The following is a 19,506-nucleotide window of genomic DNA, read 5'->3' as shown; positions in this document are numbered from 1 at the left end:
GAAGAGTTTCTGAAACCGACTCTCTTGAAGCGCGTTCAGGTCTCGAACAAGGAAGCGCCGGTATGTATCAAGATCACGACAACAGTCAGCTCATCCACAACGTCTTGCAGCGTGCTTTCGCACGGCAGGACGCCCCCCGCGATGATCGTGAACGTGACGTGTTCGATGATCTTCTGGCGCGGATCGCCGACCAGGACCGATCCGGATCGGCGAACCCGGATTAGCTCACGACGTCGGATCGCAGGATTCACTGATCGCGACAGGCCTCGCATTACCGGGCCCCTAGACATTCCCCATTAGTCGTTTGCACGTCAGCCCCGACGCGACAGCATGGACATGCCGGCAGTAAGCCCGTTCAGCGTCATGGGCACCATGCGCTCCGTGCCGAAAATCTCCTGAACCATCGATATGGACCGCGTGTAGGCCCAGTGGTCCTGCGGCACCGGGTTGATCCAGAGATGGCGCGGCCACGTCTCGGCGGCGCGGGTCAGCCAGACGGCGCCGGCCTCCTCGTTCCAGTGCTCGTTTGCGCCTCCGGGCATCGCGATCTCGTAGGGCGACATGCTGGCGTCGCCTAGAAAGATGCAGGTCCAGTCAGGCCCATAGGTGTTGAGGATATCGCGGGTGGGCGTCTGCCCGTCCCAGCGGCGGCGGTTGTCGGACCAGACACCTTCGTACAGGCAGTTGTGGAAATAGAAGTGCTCCAGGTGCCGGAATTCGCTGCGGGCGGCCGAGAACAGCTCCTCAACCACCTGCACATGCGGGTCCATCGAGCCGCCGACATCGAGGAACAGAAGCACCTTGGCGGCATTGCGCCGCTCGGGTCTTGTGCGGACGTCCAACCACCCACGTTCGGCCGTGGCGCGGATGGTGCCGGACAGGTCCAGCTCGTCCTGCGCACCGTCGCGGGCCCATTGCCGCAGACGCTTCAGGGCGACCTTGATGGTCCGGGTGCCCAGTTCGCGCGCATCGTCGAAATCCCGAAACTCGCGCCGGTCCCAGACCTTGGCCGCGCGGCGGTGACGGCTGCGGTCCTGCCCGATCCGCACGCCTTCGGGGTTGTAGCCGTAGGCCCCGAAGGGCGAGGTGCCCGCAGTGCCGATCCATTTCGACCCGCCCTGGTGCCGTTCGGTCTGCTCGGCCAGTCGGTCGCGCAGGCGTTGCATCAGGGCGTCGAACCCGCCGGTGGCGTCGATCTCGGCCTTCTCAGCCTCGGTCAGGTCTCGCTCGGCCATCCGGCGCAGCCAATCCTCGGGCAGGTCCAGCGCCTCTATGACCTCCTGCGCCGGGATCGCGGAAAGGCCGGAGAAGGTTTCGCCAAAGGCCCGGTCGAAGCGGTCGATATGGCGTTCGTCCTTGACGAGGATGGTCCGCGCCAGAAGGTAGAAGCGATCGATATCGTAGATCACCAGACCGCGGCGCAACGCTTCGAGAAAGCTCAGGAACTCGCGCAGCGTGACGGGGACGTGATGGCGGCACAGCGTCTCGAAGAAGGGCAGGAACATGCCCTAGATCAGCACCCGGTGCACCGCGATGGTCGCGAAAAGCCCGATCAGCGCGCCGAGGATGGCGCACCCGGCTGCGTATTGCGCCATGTCCAGCGCGCGGCCCTGCCGCCTGCGGGCCAGGACGGCCCCCCAGATCGCACCGATCACGGCGCAGACGAAAACGATCATGAAGCCTCCTCACGGCGGCGCGGGCTGAGCGATGCGATCTCGCCCACGCGCACGCGCACCTCGTCATCCGAGCCAAAGCCATAGCGGGCCCAGCCGAGCGCCGTCTGGCGCACCGCCTCGGCTTCGCGCAGGCGGCCCTGAAGTTCAAGCGCCTCGACCTTCACCATCAGAAGAGAGGCCAGAAGCGCGGCATTCTGGCTGCGCGCCACCGCGTCGGTATTGTCGTCGACCATCTCGATCGCGGCGTCGGCCTGGCCCGTGGACAGCGCGAACGCCGCGATCTGCATGGCGACATGCGCCTTGTGCACCTGAGTAGCGGGGTTGGCCGCGTAGATGGCCCCCGATTGCAGGAAGGAGGCAAGCGCGAGGTCGGGTTCGATCCCCAGCGACAGGCGCCCCTGAACGTAAAGGCTGAAGGCAAGGCGGGAATCGTGCCAGCCGCGTTCGGTGGCGATCCGCACGGCCGTTTTCGCCGCCGCCAGCCGCCGCGACGGCGCGGTGGCGGGGCCCAGCGACAGCTCGACCGCGTCGATCCAGTCGCGCGACACGTCGGCGGGCCCCGGGTCGGGCAGGCCGCGGCCGGCGGGGTTCACCCGGGCGAGGATCCCGGGAAGCTGCGCGGCGACTTCTTCGCGGGTCATGCCGCTGGCCAGTTCGGGGGCGTAGTAGGTGCGCAGGACCGTCATGTCGAAGCCGGTCAGGACCGCGTTGAAGTTGTCGTCGTTGAAGACGCTGTCGTCCAGCCGGTAGAGGTCGTTGAGCGGCCCCAGCGCCTGCGCGATCTCTTCGTGCAGGCAGTCGCGCACCTCTTGCGGGGACACGTCTGAGGGGATGAAGACCGCCATCCGGGTGCGCGTGGTCAGCGTCGTCCAGTCCAGCACGGCGGTATGGCGGTTCTTGCGGAACTCCTCCCACGACGACAGGCGCGGGACGACGAAGCATGCGGCCTGCGGCACTGCGCGCTGCAGGTCGGCGCGGGGTACGGATTCGACGGTGATCGATGCCTCTGTCCCCGGGCCCACGCGGGTGATGTCGAGCTTGGCCTCCTGCCGCAGCCGTCCGATCAGCCGGTCCAGGTCGCCCGAAAGCGACGGCGGGATGTTCCGCCCGGTCGACCGGATGGTGATCGGCTCTTCGAACCGGGTCAGAACGGGCAGGGCGCGGCCGCTTTCCAGCGAAAACGACAGGTCGAGGAAGTCGCGCGCGATCGCCGCGTTCGACCGTGTGGGCCGGTCGTCCCGGCTGCCCGCGAAGGTGCGCATCGGCGGCAGCTCTCCGGTGAAGACCAGCCGGCGCGTAGGCACGTCCCGCGTCGGGGCACAGGCCGCGAGCGTCAGGGCAAGGATGAGAAAGGCGACGATGCGGGCTGTCATTGTCGGCGATACTTCACCAATCGCCGCCACTTGCCAAGCGGGGCGCGACGGATTGTCCGAAGTGTTGTCGCGCCGCGCCAACGCTCATCTGTCGCGCCGCGCCAGAAAGGCCAGGCGTTCGAAAAGCTGTACGTCCTGTTCGTTCTTCAGCAGCGCACCATGCAACCGGGGCAGCGCGGTGGCGCCGTCGCGGGCAAGGTCCTGCGGCCCAAGATCCTCGGCCAGCAGGAGTTTCAGCCAATCCAGCACCTCGGAGGTCGAAGGCTTCTTTTTCAGCCCCGGGGTGTCGCGGATCTCGAAGAAGCGGGTCAGCGCAGCGGTCAGCAGCGCGGGCTTCAGGCCGGGGTGGTGCACATCGACGATGCGGCGCAGGGTCTCCATGTCGGGGAACCGGATGAAGTGGAAGAAGCAGCGCCGCAGAAAGGCATCCGGCAGCTCCTTTTCGTTGTTCGAGGTGATGATGACCACGGGACGGTGAATGGCCCGGATGGTCTCGCCCGTCTCGTAGACGTGGAACTCCATCCGGTCGAGCTCTTGCAGCAGGTCGTTCGGAAACTCGATATCCGCCTTGTCGATCTCGTCGATCAAGAGCAGCGCCCGCCGGTCCGAGGCGAAGGCCTGCCACAGCTTGCCGCGGCGGATGTAGTTGCCGACGTCGTGCACCCGCGCATCGCCCAGCTGACTGTCGCGCAGACGGCTGACGGCATCGTATTCGTAAAGCCCCTGTTGCGCCCGGGTCGTCGACTTGATGTGCCACTCGATCATCGGCAGATCCAGTGCGGCGGCGACATGGCGGGCCAGCTCGGTCTTGCCGGTGCCCGGCTCGCCCTTGATCAGCAGCGGACGTTCCAGCGCGACGGCGGCATTGACGGCGACGGTCAGGTCCTCGGTCGCGACATAGCTTTCGGTTCCGCTGAAATTCATGGCAATTCAATCCTCTGCCGTCACATGTTCAGGCGAGCGTAGTCCTGCGATCACATTGCATCAAGCGGCGGGAATCGGACGTGACAACACGTAAACGTTGGTCTATTGCCTGCGCCGAGGAGAGGCGCATGAAAAAACGCATGTCCGACACCGTCACCGGACACGATGAGGGGAGCAAGATGAAAGCCGAGGTTTTCCTGCCCGACGATTATCGTCCGGCCGAAGACGAACCGTTCATGAACGACCGTCAGCTTGAATATTTCCGGCGCAAGCTGCTGGCGTGGAAAGCCGATCTTCTGGACGACAGCAAATCCACGATCGAAGGGCTGCAGGGGTCCAGCCGCAACATCCCCGACGCCGCCGACCGCGCCAGCGAGGAAACCGACCGTGCGCTGGAACTGCGGACCCGCGACCGCCAGCGCAAGCTCGTTTCCAAGATCGACTCGGCCCTGCGCCGCATCGGCGAGGGCGAATACGGCTACTGCGAAGCCACCGGCGAGCCGATTTCGCTGAAGCGCCTGGATGCGCGCCCGATCGCGACCTTCAGCCTCGAGGCGCAGGAGAAGCACGAGCGTCGCGAAAAGGTCCACCGGGACGACTGAGCCCCGCCGTGACCTTTGCAGACCAGATCACCATCACACCGGGGCCGTCACGCCCCGGTGTTTTCGTATGCCCCGGGTAGAAAGCGCACAGATGAACCTGCAAGATCGTCCCGTCACCATCCTCGGCGCCGGTATCGGCGGGCTGGCCGCCGCGACGGCGTTTGCCCGGCGCGGGGCCCGGGTCAGCGTGATCGAGGCCGCGCCCGAGCTGTCCGAGGTCGGCGCCGGCCTGCAGATCTCACCCAACGGGATGGCGGTTCTGGACGCGCTGGGACTGGGGCCGGCGATGCGACAGTCGGGGATCGAAGCGGGTGACATCGCGCTGATCGATGGGCCCAGCGGGCGCGGCGTGGCGCACCTGCCGCTCGACCCCGCACGCGCCGGCGGGCGGCCCTACCTGCTGATGCATCGCGCCGACCTGCTGGAAATCCTGGCCCGGGCCGCGCGCGACGCCGGCTGCCAGATCCGGCTGGGCACAAGGGTCGAGGCCGTGTCCGAGGGTCCCGCGGGGGTGACGCTCGATTTGTCCGACGGGCGAGAGATCGTGGACTTCCTGATCGGGGCCGATGGCGTCAAATCCCGCGTGCGGCCCGTCCTGAACGGCGACGATGCGCCCTTCTTCACGGGGCAGGTGGCTTGGCGCGCGCTGGTGCCGGGCGGCGACATGCCCGCGCGGGCCGAGGTCCACATGGGGCCGGGGCGGCACCTTGTGCGCTATCCGCTGCGCGGCGGCACGCTGACCAACATCGTCGCGGTCGAAGAGCGAAGCACATGGGCCGAGGAAGGCTGGCATCACCCCGACGATCCGGCGGTGCTGCAACGCGCCTTCGCAGGGTTTGGCGGGGATGTGCGCGCCCAGCTCGCGCAGGTTCCAGAGGTTCGGATCTGGGGGCTTTTCCGGCACCCGGTCGCCCGCAACTGGCACGGGGGGCAGATCGCGCTTCTGGGGGACGCGGCGCACCCGACACTTCCGTTCCTGGCGCAGGGCGCGAACCTGGCGCTGGAAGATGCGTGGGTCCTTGCCCAGGCGATGGACAGCCTGCCGCGCGCCGGTGCGCTCGAGGCCTACCAGAGCGCCCGCCGCCCGCGGGTGGCGCGGGCGATCGCCACGGCAAACGGCAATGCGCGGAACTACCACCTGCGCAATCCGCTGCTGCGGCGCGGGGCGCATCTGGGCCTCGGCGCGCTGTCGTCGGCGGCGCCGGGGCTGTTGGTCGGGCGGTTCGACTGGCTTTATGGCCACGACGTCACGCAGGGCGCCGCGGCCACGTCGCGCGGCGCCTAGGTCAGCTTGCCTCGAGCGCGCGGATGATGCCGGTGAAATCGTCGGCCCGCAGCGACGCGCCGCCGACAAGGGCACCATCGACATTGGCGACTGCAAAGATCTCTTCGGCGTTCGCCGCCTTGACCGATCCGCCGTAAAGCAACGTCATCGCCGCGCCGTCGGCAAAGCGGCGGGTCATTTCGCTGCGGATCAGGTCGTGGACCTCGGCAATCTGCTCGGTGGTGGGAACCTTGCCGGTCCCGATGGCCCAGACGGGTTCGTAGGCGACGACAAGGTTCGCCGCGGTCAGCCCGTCGGGGATCGACCCGCTGAGCTGCCCGCGCACCACGTCGAGGGTCGAGCCGCCGTCGCGCTGCTCCAGCGTCTCGCCCACGCAGATGATGACCGTCAGGCCGGCATCCACCGCGGCCATGAGCTTTGCCCGCACCTGGTCGTCGGTCTCGCCATGGTCGCCGCGCCGCTCGGAATGGCCGAGGATCACGAAATCGGCCCCGGCTTCGGCCAGCATCTTGGCCGAGATATCGCCGGTATGGGCGCCCGAAACCTCGGCATGGCAATCCTGCGCGCCGACCTTGATGGCGGTGCCGCGCGCCCGTTCGGACAGGGCCGGGATCAGGGTGGCGGGCGGACAGATCACGATGCCGCAGCCCGGCGCGGGGTAGGCCGAGGACAGCTGATCGACCTCAGAAAGCGCCTCCTGAGATCCGTTCATCTTCCAGTTACCGGCGGCAAGCTTCTTCGGGGCGGTCATCTGCATCTCCTCGTGATTGGGTCGCGTGAGACTTAACCGCCTGCGGCTCTCCGTCAAACGGCACATGCGAAAACGGCGCGCCCGCCAAGGAACACGCTGTCAGATCAACATCCGTTTTGTCGCCGCCGGGCCCGTTCGCATGGGGAGCGAAGGCCGGGCGCTCAGCCCTCGCGTTCGGCGGCCAGATCCTCGACATCGCGGAACTTGATCGATTCGCCGCAGCCGCAGGCCTCAGAGACGTTGGGGTTGCGGAACTTGAACCCCGATTCCAGCAGCGAGGTCTCGTAGTCGATCTCGGTGCCGAACAGGAACATTTGCGCCATCGGCGCGATCATCACGCGGGCGCCGCCCTCTTCGACGACTTCGTCGTTGGCGTCGATCTCGTCGACGTAGTCCATGGTGTACTCCATGCCCGCGCAACCGCCCTTCTTGATGCCGATGCGCAGGCCCTTGTGGCCGGCGCGCTGCATCAGCTTGGTGATCTGGGACATGGCCGCCGGGGTCATGGTGACGGCTTGCTTGCCGGGAATGCCGAACATCGGGGCCTCCGTTCTGTCTGACGTCAAAGGTAGGGCCGCACCCAAACGGTCGCAAGACCGGGGCAGGTGCGAACCGGCGCAGGTGTAAGGCGGGCCTACATGAAGCCCAGTTCCAGCCGCGCCTCGTCGGACATCATGTCCATGCCCCAGGGCGGTTCCCACGTCAGTTCGACGTTGACGGTCTTGACCCCGGCCAGCGGCTCGACCGCATCCGCGACCCAGCCCGGCATGTCGCCGGCCACGGGACAGCCCGGTGCGGTCAGGGTCATGGTGATGCCGACATCGTTCTCGGCAGTAATGTCGATCGTGTAGATCAGGCCCAGGTCGTAGATGTTGACCGGGATCTCGGGGTCGTAGACCGAGCGGCAGGCTTCCACCACCGCTTCGTGCAACGGGTGATCGGTGCTCGACGGGCGGATCAGCGGCGTGCCCTCGGTCGGTGCGGTGTTCTCAGCGGTCATGCTCGGTCCTGCCTTCGCGGTGTCAGAGCGAAAACATAAGATTTATGGGCGGGCGCGTAAAGGCGGTGTAGCCGTGGAGCGGCGTGCCTTCCGGCAAGCGCGCACCCCGTAAACACGCGTGCGGTCAGCCGGCCATGTCGTCCATCCGGGCCTGCGGCAGCACCGGCTGCGGAAGGTTTTCCTCAAGCTCGCGCGCGGCGACCATCAGTTTTTCGCGGATATCGCACTCGATGGCCCAGGCCTGCATCTGATTCCTGCAGTAAACCGTGAAGCGCACGACCTGGCCGAACCCGTCCTGTGACAGCACCATCGCCATGGTGTTGTCGTCCCGCTCGATTTGGTCGTGATCGTCGACGATGGCATGAAACCGCTCGCGCAAGGCGCCGACGTCCGCGGTCTGGGCCAGCGTCAGATCGATGACCCGGATCATGCCTGAATCGATCAGCGACCAGTTCTCGAAACTGTCGGACACGAAATCCGACACCGGCACGACCAGCCGGTTGCCGGTCCAGGTGCGCAGCTGGACGAAGGTGAAATGGATCCGCTCGACGGTGCACCAGTGGTCCTTGAACACGACGAAATCGCCGATGCGGGCCGACCGGTTCATCGCGATCTGCATCGAGGCGAGGATGTTGCCCAGGATCTGGCGCGCCGCGAAACCCAGGATCAGGGTCAGGGCGCCGGCCGAGGCCAGAAGGGAAAAGCCCAAGGTGCGGAAGAGGTTGGCCGAGGCGAGCGCGGTGCCCGCCGCGATCAGCAGGGCCAGAACGATCAGCGCCCGCCGTCCCGCCGACATCGAGGTCGCGAAGGACCGCAGCGCCTGGTTGTCGGGGTCCGACAGCTTGTCACTGTCGAAGGTCACCAGACGGTCCAGCACGGTGTCGATGACGTTGAGCGCGAAGATCAGGATCGCGGTGACGTAGCCGATGACCGTCAGCGGCACGATGATGGTCGAAACCGGGCCGGAGAACACGAAGATCCTCAGCGTCGAGTAAAGCAGGATCGTCGTGACCACGACGATGATCGAGGGCCAGCGCAGCGCGCGCAGCGTCACGGTGGTCCAGTAATGGGTGGCCTTGCGCGACAACCAGCCGAAAAGCCGGTGCAGCAGCCGCCCCGCCAGATAGGCGGTGATCAGCACCACCGGCAGCCCGATCAGCTCCCACACGTGGATGCCCCAGAAGGTCTGCTTGCGCAGCCAGTCTGGCAGGGAGCTTTCCAGCGACGACGGACCGTAGAGGCGATAGAGCTCGGGCACCAGCTCGACCGTGCGGTCGGAGAAGACCCAGACCGGATCGTCATCGCCCGCCTTGATCCGTTCCAGTCGGATGGCGCCTTCGCGCGGGCCCCGGTCGAGAACAGCCAGAAGCAGCGAGCGGCGCGGCTGGCCCGCCGTCGCGGCGCTGGACGAGGCCTGAGCGTCCAGCGCATCCGGCCGTTCAAGCAGACGACGCCACGAGATCACGACCCGGCGATCCAGCACCCGGGCCAGCTGTCGGGCAAGGGGCGGCCCGCGCTCGGCCTGATCAGCCTCGTCAACGCGGTTGAGGTTCAGCGCGTGGACGGCCCGGGCCCAGTCCTCGTCCTCGGCCGCGTCCAGAAAGCTTTCGACCGCTTCCTGCGGGTTGTCGCGGTAAAAATCCTCGGGAACGGGTGGCAAGCCCGCGTTAAGCGCGTCGACCTCGTAAAAGGCATCCTGCGCGGCGAGGGGCGGCGCGGCGACGAGACAGAAGAGAAGGGCGAAAAGCGCGGCGATGACGGGCGGCACGCGCAGGCTCATGCGGCGCCCCGAAGATGCGGGCAAAGCCAGCGCCGGGGCACGGCGGTCAGGTCCGTCATGGCGTGCATCGGCGCCTCCTTTACGACGTCATTTGTACCGCACGGCAGCCCCCGGGCGGGGCATGCGCCGCCCGGGGGCGCGGCGACGTCGGCCGACACCGCACCGGTCCTTGCGTCAATAACCGGGGGAGATGTCCCGGAGCCGCGGAATTTCCAGCCTTCGCGCGCGAAAAAGCGGGCCGCGGCGTCGCCCGGCTTTCAGCCCTTGCTGCGCCGGCGGGCGGGGGCAGGGCGCACGCGCCGCTCGATTTCTTCGTAAAGCGCGGCGCAGAGGTTCTTGCCGGTCGCGTTCTCGATCCCCTCGAGCCCGGGCGAGGAGTTGACCTCGAGCACCTTGGGACCGTCCGAGGCGCGCAGCAGGTCCACGCCGGCCAGCCCGAGGCGAAACGCCTTGGCCGCGCGCACGGCCGTTTCGCGTTCCTCCTTGGTGATCTTCACCGCCTCGGCCACGCCGCCGCGGTGCAGGTTCGACCGGAACTCGCCCGCCTGCGCCGTCCGCCGCATCGAGGCGACGACACGGCCGTTCATCACCAGACACCGGATATCTTCGCCCGCGGCTTCCTTCACGAACTGCTGGACCAGGAAATTGGCGCGCAGCCCCCGGAAGGCGTCGATCACCGACTGCGCGGCCTTCTGGGTTTCGGCCAGCACCACACCCTTGCCTTGCGTCGATTCCAGAAGCTTCACGATCAGCGGCGCCCGGCCCACGAGGCCGATCAGGTTATCGGTGTCCTTGGGCGAGGCCGCGAAGGCCGTCGTCGGCATTCCGATCCGGTGGCGCGCCAGGACCTGGTGCGCCTGAAGCTTGTCGCGGCTGGCCATGATCCCGTCCGAGCCGTTCACGCAATAGGTGCCGATGGTTTCGAACTGCCGGATCACCGCCGTGCCGTAGGATGTCACCGTCGCGCCGATCCGTGGGATCACCGCATCGTAGCGGGGCAGGCGCTGGCCGTCGTAATAGACATCGGGCGCCATGGTATTGATCGCCATGTAGCAGCGCTGGGTGTCGATCACCTCGACCACGTGGCCGCGCGATTCCCCCTCGGCGACAATGCGGCTGGTCGAATAATTCGAGGGCTCGCGCGACAGCACGGCGATGCGCAGCGTGCGGTCGGGCGCCGCCTCGCGCACCCGGGTCGAATGATAGACGTCGTAGTCCAGCATCGGCTGGCAGAAGCTTTCCGAGGGGCTCACCACCATGTCGTCGCCCAGCGCCTGCCGGCCCAGCAGCATCCGGTAGGCCATGCTGCCCCGGTCGGTCAGCGTCAGCTCGATCGGCCAGCTGCGTCCGCCCATGGTGATGTCGCTCTGGATGACGTAGCGCAGCTCGGTCTCGCCGTTCGACGAGGTCACGTCGCGCCGGTCGATGACCTCGGCCGAGCAGGGGATCGCCAGATCGTTGCGCCCCGGCACGGGGTAGACAAGGAACCGCACCTTGGGCCGGGCTGCGGGACCAAAGGGCTCGATCTCGGCGGCATGCAGCGCCGAGGTGCGCGCGCCGGTGTCGACCTTGGCCTTCAGCGCGGGAAGGCCGAGGTCTTTGAAGGAAACCCATTCCTCCCATCCAAGGCGGAAATCGGGGCTCTGAGATGCGTCTTCGGCCATGCCGTCGGCTCCGTTGTTCGTCTGGGGGCTGGGGGAGTTGGGGCGCGGGTCTTGCGGTCTTATGGGTGATCGCCCAGAAGGCGCCTCGGGTCGCCCGCGCCGGTGTGCGGGACGGGACCGCGGGATCGAAGGGGGTCTGCAATGTCGGACGGCTTCTCATACGAGCTTCACGCCACCGATGGCAAGGCGCGGACGGGCGTGATCCGCACGCCGCGGGGCGATATCCGCACGCCGGCCTTCATGCCGGTGGGCACCGCCGGCACCGTCAAGGCGATGATGCCCGAAAGCGTGCGCGAGACCGGCGCCGACATCCTGCTGGGAAATACCTATCACCTGATGCTGCGGCCCGGAGCCGAGCGTGTCGCCCGGCTGGGCGGTCTGCACCGCTTCATGAACTGGGACCGTCCGATCCTGACCGACTCGGGCGGGTTCCAGGTGATGAGCCTGTCGGACCTGCGCAAGCTGACCGAAGAGGGCGTGACATTTCGCAGCCATGTCGACGGGTCGAAGCACCACCTGAGCCCCGAAACCTCGATGGAGATCCAGCGCCTTCTGGGATCGGACATCGTGATGTGCTTCGACGAATGCCCCGCGCTGCCCGCCACCGAAGAGCAGGTCGCCGCGTCGATGCGGATGTCGATGCGATGGGCGCAGCGATCGCGCGACGCCTTCGGCGACCGTCCGGGCCACGCGCTGTTCGGGATCCAGCAGGGCGGCGTGACGCCCGCGCTGCGCGAGGAGAGCGCCAGGGCGTTGACCGAGATCGGGTTCGACGGCTACGCGATCGGCGGCCTGGCCGTGGGCGAGGGGCAGGAGGCGATGTTCGGCGTGCTGGACTACGCCCCGGGGATGCTGCCGGTGGACAAGCCGCGCTACCTGATGGGCGTCGGCAAGCCCGCCGACATCGTCGGCGCCGTGGCGCGCGGCGTCGACATGATGGATTGCGTCCTGCCCTCGCGGTCGGGCCGCACCGGGCAGGCCTTTACCCGCCGCGGCGTGGTCAACATCAAGAACGCGCGGCACGCCGACGATGCGCGCCCGCTGGACGAGGCCTGCACCTGCCCGGCCTGCCGCAGCTATTCGCGGGCCTACCTGCACCACGTCTTCCGCGCGGGCGAGATGATCTCGGGCATGCTGCTGACCTGGCACAACCTGCACTATTTCCAGCAGATCATGGCCGGCATGCGCGCCGCGATCGCCGAAGGCCGTTTTGCCGACTGGCAGGCCGACTTCGACCGCGGTCAGGCGCAGGGAGACATCGACCCGATTTGATCGCCGCATGGACGGGGGGTGCAATCGGGCGGGGGCAATCCGGCCCCATCGGTGCGCCTGCGCAGGGGGGCGGTGCGTGCGGCCGCTGCGTCACCGGCTCTTGCGGGACGGGGCGGGCAGCATAGCTGACGTACGACCCCTCAAACAGAAGTCGGATTTCCGAAATGGCCGAAGACAAGCTTTTCACCCCGCTGACCGCCGGCGGGATCGAGATGAAGAACCGCATCGTGATGGCGCCGCTGACGCGCAACCGCGCCCGTCACGAAGATGATGCGCCGCATGCGCTGAACGCGGAATACTACGCGCAGCGCGCGAGCGGCGGGCTGATCATCTCGGAGGCGACGCAGATCAGCCCCGAAGGAAAGGGCTATGCCTTTACCCCCGGCATCTACTCGGACGCGCAGCGCGAAGGCTGGGCCAACGTCGTGACCGCCGTGCACGAGGCCGGCGGCAAGATCGTCGCCCAGCTCTGGCACGTCGGCCGCGTCAGCCACACTTCGCTTCAGCCCGCAGGCGCCAAGCCGGTGTCGGCCTCGGCCTCCTCAGCCGGGGTACAGACCTTCGACGGCGAGAAGATGGTCGACACGTCCGAGGCGCGGGCGCTGGAGACCTCGGAGATCCCGCGTCTCGTCGCCGATTTCCGCCACGCCGCGCAGGTCGCGCTGCAGGCGGGCTTCGACGGGGTCGAGGTGCATGCCGCGAACGGCTACCTGATCGAGCAGTTCCTGCGCGAGACCTCGAACAAGCGCGACGACGACTATGGCGGCCCGGTGGAAAACCGCGCGCGACTGTTGTTCGAGGTGCTCGACGCCGTGGTCGATGTCTGGGGCGCGGACCGCGTGGGTATCCGGCTCAGCCCGTTCTCGCCCGCCAACGGGATGGAGCTGGGCGATGCGCAGGCGACCTATTCCTACGTCGTGCAGCGGCTGAACGGCTACAGCCTGGCCTATCTGCACGCGATCGAGGGTGCGACCGGCGGATCCCGCGATCTGCCCGAAGGCATGTCCCTGGCCGCCCTGCGGACCGAGTTCGACGGCGTCTGGATCGGCAACAACAGCTACGACCGCGCGCTGGCCATCGAGGCGGTGGAGAATGGCGACGTGGATGCCGTGGCCTTCGGCCGGGCCTATATCGCCAACCCCGACCTGGCAGAGCGCCTGGAACAGGATGCGCCGCTGAACGAGCCCAACCCCGAAACCTTCTACGGCGGCGGGGCCGAGGGATACACGGATTATCCCTTCCTGAAGGACAGCGCCGCTTAAGCGCGCGAACCGAGCACAGGACATTCCCGGGGGCCAGCCCCTCCGGGAATGTCCCCTGGGCCCGACGGATCACACTGAACGTCATCTTCCGCCGCGTCCGCCACCTCTATCGCAGTGACGAAGCGGCGGGGCAGGGCGCCAGAGACGGGCGCCGCCGTCTACCTTACCGTCGATCTGCGCTTGTGAACCGGGCCCGCCCCGGTCACACTCGGGCCCCGAACCTGACCGGAGTTTGTGGTTGAAGACACCCCCCGGCGCCCCCACATCTGGTGGATGACGGGGAAGGCCTGTGGCCGCCGACCGGGGCCGGCGCCTTCCTGCCACATAAGGATAAAAGCATGACCGAGCACATGAGCCCTTCCTATCCCGTCCTGCCGTTGCGCGACATCGTGGTGTTCCCCCACATGATCGTGCCGCTCTTCGTGGGGCGCGAGAAATCGGTGCGGGCGCTCGAAGAGGTGATGAACGACGACAAGCAGATCCTGCTGTCGTCGCAGATCGACCCCTCTGTCGACGATCCGGATCAGGATGGCATCTATCGCGCCGGCGTCCTGGCCAGCGTGCTGCAACTGCTGAAGCTGCCCGACGGCACTGTAAAGGTGCTGGTCGAGGGCAAGAGCCGCGTGCGCATCACCGACTTCGTCGAGAACGAGCTGTTCTTCGAAGCCGAGGCCGAGGTGCTTGAGGAAGAGGATGGCGACGAGGCGACGGTGACCGCGCTCGTCCGCTCGGTCGCGGCCGAGTTCGAGCGCTACGCGAAGATCAAGAAGAACATCCCCGAAGAGGCGCTGGCCGCCGTGTCGGACACGCATGAAAGTGCCAAGCTCGCCGATCTCGTGGCCGGTCACTTGGGCGTCGAGGTGGCGCAGAAGCAGGAACTTCTTGAAACGCTGTCGATCTCGGAGCGGCTGGAGAAGGTCTATGGCCTGATGCAGGGCGAGATGAGCGTCCTGCAGGTCGAGAAGAAGATCAAGACCCGCGTCAAAAGCCAGATGGAGCGCACCCAGCGCGAATACTACCTGAATGAGCAGATGAAGGCCATTCAGAAAGAGCTGGGCGACGGCGAGGACGGCCAGAATGAGGTCGCCGAGCTGGAGAAACGCGTCTCGGAGACGAAGCTGTCGAAGGAGGCGCGCGAAAAGGCCGATGCCGAGATCAAGAAGCTCAAGAACATGAGCCCGATGTCGGCCGAGGCGACTGTGGTGCGCAACTACCTCGACTGGATGCTGTCGATCCCGTGGAACACCAAGAGCCGGGTCAAGAAGGATCTTGGCGCCGCGCAGAAGGTGCTCGACGACGATCACTACAGCCTCGAAAAGGTGAAGGAGCGGATCGTCGAGTATCTGGCCGTGCAGCAGCGGTCCAAGAAGCTGAAGGGCCCAATCATGTGCCTCGTCGGCCCTCCGGGCGTCGGCAAGACGTCGCTGGGCAAGTCGGTTGCCAAGGCGACCGGCCGGGAATTCATCCGCATCAGCCTGGGCGGCGTGCGCGATGAATCCGAGATCCGCGGCCACCGCCGGACCTATATCGGCTCGATGCCCGGCAAGATCATCCAGGCGCTGAAGAAGGCCAAGACGACGAACCCGCTGATCCTGCTCGATGAGATCGACAAGATGGGCCAGGATTTCCGCGGCGATCCGTCGTCGGCCATGCTCGAGGTGCTGGATCCCGAGCAGAACGCCACCTTCGTCGACCACTATCTCGAGGTGGAATACGACCTGTCGAACGTGATGTTCATCACGACGGCGAACTCCTACAACATGCCCGGTCCGCTTCTGGACCGGATGGAGATCATTTCGCTGTCGGGCTACACGGAGGACGAGAAGCTCGAAATCGCCAAGCGGCACCTGATCGGCAAGCAGATTGACAATCACGGCCTTAAGAAGGGTGAATTCTCCATCGACGATGACGCGCTGATGGAGATGATCCGCACCTATACCCGCGAGGCGGGCGTGCGGAACCTTGAGCGCGAGCTGGCGAAACTGGCCCGCAAGGCGGTGACGCAGCTGGTGCGCAAGGAAGTTTCGGAAGTGCGGATCACGACCGACAATCTGGCGGACTACCTGGGTGTGAAGAAGCACCGCTACGGGTTGGCCGAGAAGGAGGACCAGATCGGCGTCGTGACCGGCCTCGCCTGGACGCAGGTCGGCGGCGATCTTCTGCAGATCGAGGCGCTGCGCCTGCCGGGCAAGGGACGGATGAAGACCACCGGCAAGCTGGGCGACGTGATGAAGGAATCGATCGACGCGGCATCAAGCTACGTTCGCTCGATCGCGCCGGCGATCGGGGTGAAGCCGCCGCGCTTCGACACGATGGACATCCACGTCCACGTGCCCGACGGGGCGACACCGAAAGACGGGCCCTCGGCCGGTCTGGCGATGGTGACCTCGATCGTGTCTGTCCTGACCCAGATCCCGGTCCGCAAGGACATCGCGATGACGGGCGAGGTCAGCCTGCGCGGCAATGCGATGGCCATCGGCGGGCTGAAGGAAAAGCTTCTGGCGGCCCTGCGTGGCGGCATCAAGACGGTGTTGATCCCCGAAGAGAACGAGAAGGATCTGGCCGACATCCCCGACAACGTGAAGGAGGGGCTTGAGATCATCCCTGTCACCCACGTCCGGGACGTTCTGGCCCGCGCCCTGGTCCACGAGCCCGAGCCCATCGAATGGGACGAGGCCGCGGAAGAGGCCGCTGCAGCCAAGCGCGCCCTGGCGCAGCAGAATGAGGGCCCGGCGGCTACCGCGCACTAAGGTCTGCCGGCCACCGACGACACTGCACAAGGCGCGCCCGCATTTCGGGCGCGCCTTATTGCATTGGCGATACGGCGGGGCGTCATATCCACGTGGCCAGGCCCGTGGGGCAGGGCGGGCACCAAGGCGTCAAAGAAAAAATCACTGACTTCAGCCGGACCTGCCCCCCCTGACAGACACGCGAAAACTGCTATGCTCGTCGGCGTACCCCCGCGAGGATTTTCCAGCAGATGACCGACGACGACAAAGCCCCGACCACCGACACCGCGTCCCTTCCCGAAACGCCCGAGCTCAAGGTCGTTCAGGACCAGGCCGCCCCGCAGCCGACGCAGACGCTTCGGAAGGGCGATCTGCTGGACGAGGTTGCCGCCGCCACCGGCCTGCCGCGCAACAAGGTCAAGCCGATGGTCGAGGCGACGCTGGCCACCATGGGACAGGCGCTGAGCGACGGCAAGGAGTTGACGTTGCAACCCTTTGGCAAGCTCAAGATCCAGCGGGTCAAGGACATGGCCAATGGCCAGGCCCTGACGGTCAAGATCCGCCGCTCGACACAGTCGATTGAAGAGACGGACCCCCTTGCAGAGGATGAAAAGGGCGGCTAAAGACACCCCCGCGATGGGTGATTAGCTCAGTGGTAGAGCGCTTCGTTCACATCGAAGATGTCAGAGGTTCAAATCCTCTATCACCCACCACGCCCCCCCTTATTCAGGTTGTCCAGCGCTTCGGTGCCCCGCGTTAACCATGCGGATGACGTCCCCCGATTTGTACGCACCAAGCCTTAGTTTCGTCGGATTTTGACGGAAGTTAATGGCAGGTCAATTCGTCAGGGGTTTTTTCGTGGTGACGCGTCCGGCAGGGCATTCAAAAGGCTTGCGGCCCCGTATGACGGCCACGACAGGCGCGTCGGTGCAGCAGGTCCAGGGAGGGCGCGGTCTTGCCGCGGCTTGACCTCGCGATCTCGGTGCTGCCCCGGGGGTCTTTCCGCGCCCCGGCACGGTCGCGGTCGCCGGAAGCGCGACAGCCCCAGACCCCCTCCGCTGCACGGTGCCGGGCAGGGGGCTTTGTACGAGATTGTTTTGGAGTGCGGTATGAGTAGCTCGTCCGGGCGTGCGTCATCGCCCGTTTTGCGGATAAGGTCGCTGTTGCGTCTGATTCTCCGTCGCTACGGAGGCGGGGGGTTTCCCCTGATGATGGCGGCCATCGTCGCGACGCTGATCGGGGTCGCGACCATGGCCGTCGTGACCGATTATCGACGCACGGTCCAGGAACAGCAAAGGCGGCTGGATTTCAATGCCACCCTGCTGACCACCTGGCTCGAACGTAGCCTGAGCATCGCCACCGCCGAGATTGGCACCCTGCTCAGCGATATGACGGCGCTGCCCGCTCTGACGCCCGAGACTGTCTCCACCCGGATGGGGGAGCAGATCTCGGACACGCTGTTGAGCAGTCAGCATATCGGCTTCCTGGTCGTGGCAGATGCAACGGGGCGTGTGGTCTGGAGCTTCAACGACAGCGCCAGCAATCTCGACATCTCGCAACGCGAGTATTTCAGGGAGGTCGCGACCCGCAGACAAGGATACGTACTGGGTGATCCGGTTCTGGCGAATGCCCTTGGAAAGCGGATCAACCCGGTGGCATGGCCGATAATCGGTGCGGATGGCGCGTTCCGCGGCGCGATCGTTGGATCGCTTGGCGAGGACCACTTCAGAACGTTGATCAGGTCGCTGAACTTCCTTCCCGAGGCCCGCGTCGAGGTGTTCACCCGCGGCGACCATAGGGTATTCGAATTGCAGGGCGCGGACCGGCCGCTGGAAGGCCCGGTTCTCACGTCGGTCCGGACGGCGGCCAGCGGCGCTCTGCGGGTCCAGCTGTCCATCCCCAGGGACGCGGCGTTGTCCAGTTTCTACAGACGTACGCAGCGGACCCTGCCGCTGTTCGTTCTGGTCTTTGCCGTCGCGCTTGGCTCGGCGGTCGTGGCACAGCGGCGGGCCGTGGCGGCGCGGCGCAGCCTGCGGTCGTCCGAGATCGACCGGGCGGCGGCTGTCCGGTCGAGCCAGGAGCTGAAGACGGTGTTCGACAACGTGGCCGACGGGATCGTCGTGTTCCACGACAGGGAGGGCTTTGAGAAGGCGAATCCCGCCGCGCTTCAGCTTCTGGGACTCGATGTCGGGCCCGCGATCGGGACCCTGCGTAGCGAGATCGCCGAGCGGGAGTTCACCGGCGACGACCAGATGGAGTTCGACATGCCGGCCCCCGGAGACGATCCCGCGAAGGCACGGATGCTGTCGGTGCGCGTGTCCCGGCTGGATGCGATCGGGGGGTCGTCATGGTTCTGTGTTATCCAGGATGTCACCGCCCAGACGCGGCTGGCAGCCGCCCGGCAAAGCTTCATCACCTCGATCAACCACGAACTGCGCACGCCCCTGACCTCGCTCATGGGATCGCTGAACCTTCTGGAGAACCGGTTCGCCCCGCAACTGCCGCAGGCGGCGGGCAAGCTGGTGACGATGGGGGTGCGGAACTCGGAACGGCTGCTGCGGCTGGTCAACGACATCCTGACGGTGCAGGCCATCGACCAGGGGCAGCTCTCGATCGAGCCCGAACAGTTGCGCGTCGTCACCGTGCTGCAAAGCGTCATCGAGCAGAACGAGGGCTATGGCCTCTCGCATGACGTCACCCTCGTCCCGGTGTCGCCCGAGACGGACGCGATGATCGATGCCGATCCGGTGCGGCTGCAGCAGGTCTTCTCGAACCTCGTGTCGAACGCGGTGAAGTACTCGCCGACGGGCGGCTCGGTCGAGGTGGGCGCCCGGATCGAGGGTTCGGAGGCGCTTTTCTGGGTGCGCGACGACGGTCCCGGCATCCCCGAACACGCGCGCGAACGGATCTTCGACCGCTTCGCCAAGCCCGCGCACGAGGACGGCGTGCAGCAGAAGGGCACCGGGCTGGGTCTGTCGATCACCCGGGAGCTGGTCGAACGGCAGGGCGGCCATCTGACGCTGACCTCCCGCCATGTCGGGCAGGCCGGGCGCGAAGGGTCGGGCAGCACCTTCACCGTGTCGCTGCCGCTACGCTCGACCGCACGGCGAACGGCAAGGCTCTGTGCCTGACGAAAGTTGTGCTAGACCCATGCGGCGCGGGAGGAGCACATAGAGTGAGCGGAGAAC

The 19,506-nt window shown here is 66.5% G+C and carries 17 protein-coding genes and 1 tRNA gene; 9 read left to right on the top strand and 9 right to left on the bottom strand.

Annotated features, from left to right (window positions below; genetic code table 11):
* Positions 1-62: 62 nt before the first annotated feature.
* A complete protein-coding gene (locus EKE94_RS18580) occupies positions 63-224 on the top strand; it encodes a hypothetical protein (RefSeq protein ID WP_164870812.1) in 162 nt (53 codons plus the stop codon).
* An 87-nt stretch (positions 225-311) separates the two neighbouring features.
* Here the strand turns inward: EKE94_RS18580 and EKE94_RS03565 are convergent, their stop codons facing one another.
* From EKE94_RS03565 to EKE94_RS03555, 4 genes are all read right to left on the bottom strand, one after another.
* Positions 312-1,505 carry a vWA domain-containing protein gene (locus tag EKE94_RS03565; protein WP_127905206.1) on the bottom strand — a complete coding sequence of 398 codons (1,194 nt, stop codon included), beginning with the start codon at positions 1,503-1,505 and terminating at the stop codon, positions 312-314.
* 3 nt (positions 1,506-1,508) lie between these two features.
* Positions 1,509-1,676 carry a hypothetical protein gene (locus tag EKE94_RS18575; protein ID WP_164870811.1) on the bottom strand — a complete coding sequence of 56 codons (168 nt, stop codon included), beginning with the start codon at positions 1,674-1,676 and terminating at the stop codon, positions 1,509-1,511.
* Entirely contained in the window at positions 1,673-3,049 is a 1,377-nt protein-coding gene (locus EKE94_RS03560) for a DUF2927 domain-containing protein (RefSeq protein WP_127905205.1), read from the bottom strand. The genes EKE94_RS18575 and EKE94_RS03560 overlap by 4 nt, the downstream gene beginning before the upstream one ends.
* Positions 3,050-3,133: 84 nt before the next feature.
* Positions 3,134-3,973, bottom strand: coding sequence for an AAA family ATPase (locus EKE94_RS03555; protein ID WP_127905204.1), 840 nt, complete (start codon positions 3,971-3,973; stop codon positions 3,134-3,136).
* Positions 3,974-4,101: 128 nt separating this feature from the next.
* Between EKE94_RS03555 and dksA the strand changes: the two genes are divergently transcribed.
* Together dksA and EKE94_RS03545 are read left to right on the top strand one after the other, a co-directional pair.
* Complete coding sequence (gene dksA, locus EKE94_RS03550) at positions 4,102-4,575, top strand: RNA polymerase-binding protein DksA (RefSeq protein WP_164870810.1); 474 nt, start codon at positions 4,102-4,104, stop codon at positions 4,573-4,575.
* A gap of 91 nt (positions 4,576-4,666) precedes the next feature.
* Complete coding sequence (locus EKE94_RS03545; RefSeq protein WP_127905203.1) at positions 4,667-5,860, top strand: FAD-dependent monooxygenase; 1,194 nt, start codon at positions 4,667-4,669, stop codon at positions 5,858-5,860.
* A 1-nt stretch (position 5,861) separates the two neighbouring features.
* Here EKE94_RS03545 and tpiA read toward each other — a convergent pair whose 3' ends face one another.
* The 5 genes from tpiA to rimK form a co-directional block, all read right to left on the bottom strand.
* Entirely contained in the window at positions 5,862-6,611 is a 750-nt protein-coding gene (gene tpiA, locus EKE94_RS03540; RefSeq protein ID WP_127905202.1) for a triose-phosphate isomerase, read from the bottom strand.
* A 161-nt stretch (positions 6,612-6,772) separates the two neighbouring features.
* The gene (locus tag EKE94_RS03535) at positions 6,773-7,150 is read right to left on the bottom strand and encodes a HesB/IscA family protein (RefSeq protein ID WP_127905201.1); all 378 of its coding nucleotides are present in this window, start codon (positions 7,148-7,150) and stop codon (positions 6,773-6,775) included.
* A gap of 95 nt (positions 7,151-7,245) precedes the next feature.
* Positions 7,246-7,611: an SUF system Fe-S cluster assembly protein gene (locus EKE94_RS03530; RefSeq protein ID WP_127905200.1), complete on the bottom strand. Its 366-nt coding sequence runs from the start codon at positions 7,609-7,611 to the stop codon at positions 7,246-7,248.
* Positions 7,612-7,735: 124 nt separating this feature from the next.
* The gene (locus tag EKE94_RS03525) at positions 7,736-9,391 is read right to left on the bottom strand and encodes a mechanosensitive ion channel family protein (protein WP_127905199.1); all 1,656 of its coding nucleotides are present in this window, start codon (positions 9,389-9,391) and stop codon (positions 7,736-7,738) included.
* 257 nt (positions 9,392-9,648) lie between these two features.
* Positions 9,649-11,055, bottom strand: coding sequence for a 30S ribosomal protein S6--L-glutamate ligase (gene rimK, locus EKE94_RS03520; protein ID WP_127905198.1), 1,407 nt, complete (start codon positions 11,053-11,055; stop codon positions 9,649-9,651).
* A 141-nt stretch (positions 11,056-11,196) separates the two neighbouring features.
* On the opposite strand from rimK, the gene tgt reads away from it, so the two are divergent.
* From tgt to EKE94_RS03490, 6 genes are all read left to right on the top strand, one after another.
* Entirely contained in the window at positions 11,197-12,327 is a 1,131-nt protein-coding gene (tgt, locus tag EKE94_RS03515) for a tRNA guanosine(34) transglycosylase Tgt (protein WP_127905197.1), read from the top strand.
* Between the two features lie 164 nt (positions 12,328-12,491).
* Positions 12,492-13,589: an alkene reductase gene (locus tag EKE94_RS03510; protein ID WP_127905196.1), complete on the top strand. Its 1,098-nt coding sequence runs from the start codon at positions 12,492-12,494 to the stop codon at positions 13,587-13,589.
* A 338-nt stretch (positions 13,590-13,927) separates the two neighbouring features.
* On the top strand, positions 13,928-16,339 hold the full coding sequence (gene lon, locus EKE94_RS03505; RefSeq protein ID WP_127905195.1) for an endopeptidase La: 2,412 nt from the start codon (positions 13,928-13,930) through the stop codon (positions 16,337-16,339).
* Positions 16,340-16,569: 230 nt separating this feature from the next.
* A complete protein-coding gene (locus tag EKE94_RS03500) occupies positions 16,570-16,941 on the top strand; it encodes an HU family DNA-binding protein (RefSeq protein WP_127905194.1) in 372 nt (123 codons plus the stop codon).
* Between the two features lie 15 nt (positions 16,942-16,956).
* Positions 16,957-17,031, top strand: a tRNA-Val gene (locus tag EKE94_RS03495).
* Between the two features lie 450 nt (positions 17,032-17,481).
* Positions 17,482-19,449 carry an ATP-binding protein gene (locus EKE94_RS03490; RefSeq protein ID WP_164870809.1) on the top strand — a complete coding sequence of 656 codons (1,968 nt, stop codon included), beginning with the start codon at positions 17,482-17,484 and terminating at the stop codon, positions 19,447-19,449.
* Positions 19,450-19,506 lie beyond the last annotated feature (57 nt).

Origin of the sequence: Mesobaculum littorinae (genome assembly GCF_004011175.1) — a bacterium.
GTDB classification, from domain to species: Bacteria; Pseudomonadota; Alphaproteobacteria; order Rhodobacterales; family Rhodobacteraceae; genus Tranquillimonas; species Tranquillimonas littorinae.
The sequence above is the reverse complement of the archived record's forward strand: the minus strand, read 5'-3'. Positions and strand labels throughout refer to the sequence as shown.